The organism is Kineococcus sp. G2 (assembly GCF_037154035.1).
In the GTDB taxonomy this organism is placed as follows: Bacteria; Actinomycetota; Actinomycetes; order Actinomycetales; family Kineococcaceae; genus Kineococcus.
The window spans coordinates 1-2,325 of record NZ_JBBBEM010000015.1 but is presented as its reverse complement, the minus strand read 5'-3'; the positions used below and the strand labels follow the sequence as shown (position 1 = coordinate 2,325).

Here is a 2,325-nt window from a genome sequence, read left to right as displayed (position 1 = left end):
TGGCGGTGTCCCGTGCCGCGTCCGGAGCCGACGCCCCGGCGCCGCCCCTGAGAGGATGACCAGCGTGAGCGCGCCCACGACCACCTCGCTGCAGATCACCGCGGCCAGGCCCTACCCCGAGCTGCTGGACCTGCCCTGGGAGGTGCCGCTGGAGGAGTGGCCGGAGGAGCACCTGGCGGCGCTGCCGCGCGGCATCTCCCGGCACGTCGTGCGCTTCGTCAAGCTGGGCAGGCGGGTGCTCGCCGTCAAGGAGACCAACGCGGACATCGCCCACCGCGAGTACCGGATGCTGCGGATGCTCAACCGGCTCGAGGTGCCCTCGGTCTCCCCCGTCGCCGTCATCACCGGCCGCGTCGGCCGCGACGGCGAGCCGCTGAACTCGGTGCTGGTGACCCGGCACCTGCAGTACTCCCTGCCCTACCGGGCCCTCTACAGCCAGACGCTGCGCCCCAGCACCGCCGAGCGCGCCGTCGACGCCCTCGCCGTGCTGCTGGTGAAGCTGCACCTCACCGGCTTCTACTGGGGCGACGTGTCGCTGTCGAACACCCTGTTCCGCCGCGACGCCGGGGCCTTCGCCGCCTACCTCGTGGACGCCGAGACCGGCGAGCTGTACGACGAGCTGTCCACCGGGCAGCGCGAGTACGACCTCGACGTGGCGCGCACCAACATCGCCGGCGAGCTCATGGACGTCGTCGCCAGCGGTGCGCTGGAGGTCGACATGGACGACGTCCTCGGCATCTCCGACCGCATCATCTCGCGCTACCGCGCCCTGTGGTCCGAGCTCACCGAGGCGGAGTCCTTCGAGCGCGGCGAGCGCTGGCGCGTCGAGGCGCGCATCCGGCGCCTGAACGACCTCGGCTTCGACGTCGGCGAGCTCGCCATCACCACCGACATCGACGGCACCAGCGTGCGCATCGAGCCCAAGGTCGTCGACGCCGGGCACCACTCCCGCCGCCTGCTGCGCCTGACCGGTCTGGACGCCGAGGAGAACCAGGCGCGCCGCCTGCTCAACGACCTCGACTCCTACATGGCGGCCACCGACCGGCAGAACGAGGACGAGGAGATCGTCGCCCACGACTGGATGGCGGAGGTGTTCGAGCCGGTGCAGCGCGCCGTGCCGCGCGAGATGCGCGGCAAGCTGGAGGGCCCGGAGCTGTTCCACGAGGTCCTCGAGCACCGCTGGTACCTCTCCGAGCGCGCCGGGCGCGACGTCGGCCTCGACGAGGCCGTGCACTCCTACGTGGAGAGCGTGCTTCCCGGCAAGCCCGACGAGCGCGCCGTCCTGGGCGTCGACACGCAGTCCATCCGCGTCATCGCGGAACGCTGAGGACCCCCACCACCGAGACCACCGACCCCCAGGGGAGGACGACCTTGTCCGCTGCCGCTGACAAGCCCCGCGTCGCGCTGACGGGCGCCGCGGGCAAGCTGGGACAGGTCGTGCTGCGCGACCTGCTGGAGCACGGCTGGTCGGTGCTCGCGCTGGACCAGGTGCGCCCGCCGACGCTGCACCCCGGCGACGACGCGCAGTTCCTGCGCATCGACCTCACCGACCACGGCCAGGTCCTCGAGGCCCTCGCCGGGCGCACCGACGAACGCCCCGGCCCCTTCGACGCCGTCGTGCACCTGGCAGCGGTCCCGGCGCCGGGCCTGCTGAGCAACTCCGCGACGTTCCGCAACAACTCCGCCGCGACGTGGAACGTGTTCGACGCCGCCCGCGCCGCGGGGATCCGGAACGTCGTGTGGGCGTCCAGCGAGACGCTGCTCGGCCTGCCGTTCGACACCGCCGACCCGCCGTACGCGCCGCTGGACGAGGAGTACCGGGTGCGCCCGGAGTCCACGTACTCCCTCGTGAAGGCGCTCGAGGAGGAGATGGCCCACCACTTCTGCCGGTGGCAGCCGCAGCTGACGATGACGGGCCTGCGCTTCTCCAACGTCATGCACGTGGAGGACTACGCCCAGTTCCCCTCGTTCGACGCGGACCCGCACCTGCGCAAGTGGAACCTGTGGGGGTACGTCGACGCGCGCGACGGGGCGCAGGCGGTGCGGTTGTCGTTGCAGCGCACCGGCCCCGGTGTCGAGGTGTTCGTCGTCGCCAACGCCGACACGGTGATGAGCCGCTCCTCGGCGGAGCTGATGGCCGAGGTGTACCCGGGTGTGGAGGTGCGCGGTGAGCTCGGCGAGCACGAGACGCTGCTGAGCATCGGCAAGGCGCGGCGGTTGCTGGGGTACGAGCCGCAGCACTCCTGGCGCGACCACGTCTGACGCGCACGTCTGACGCGCACGCCTGACGCACCGTGCGGCGCTCCCCGGCGGGGAGCGCCGCAC

Annotated in this window: 2 protein-coding genes; both read left to right on the top strand. The window is 72.2% G+C overall.

Annotated features, from left to right (window positions below):
- Positions 1-55: 55 nt before the first annotated feature.
- A complete protein-coding gene (locus V9U69_RS03190) occupies positions 56-1,327 on the top strand; it encodes a DUF4032 domain-containing protein (RefSeq protein WP_442907567.1) in 1,272 nt (423 codons plus the stop codon).
- 44 nt (positions 1,328-1,371) lie between these two features.
- A complete protein-coding gene (locus V9U69_RS03185) occupies positions 1,372-2,262 on the top strand; it encodes an NAD-dependent epimerase/dehydratase family protein (protein ID WP_337059851.1) in 891 nt (296 codons plus the stop codon).
- Positions 2,263-2,325 lie beyond the last annotated feature (63 nt).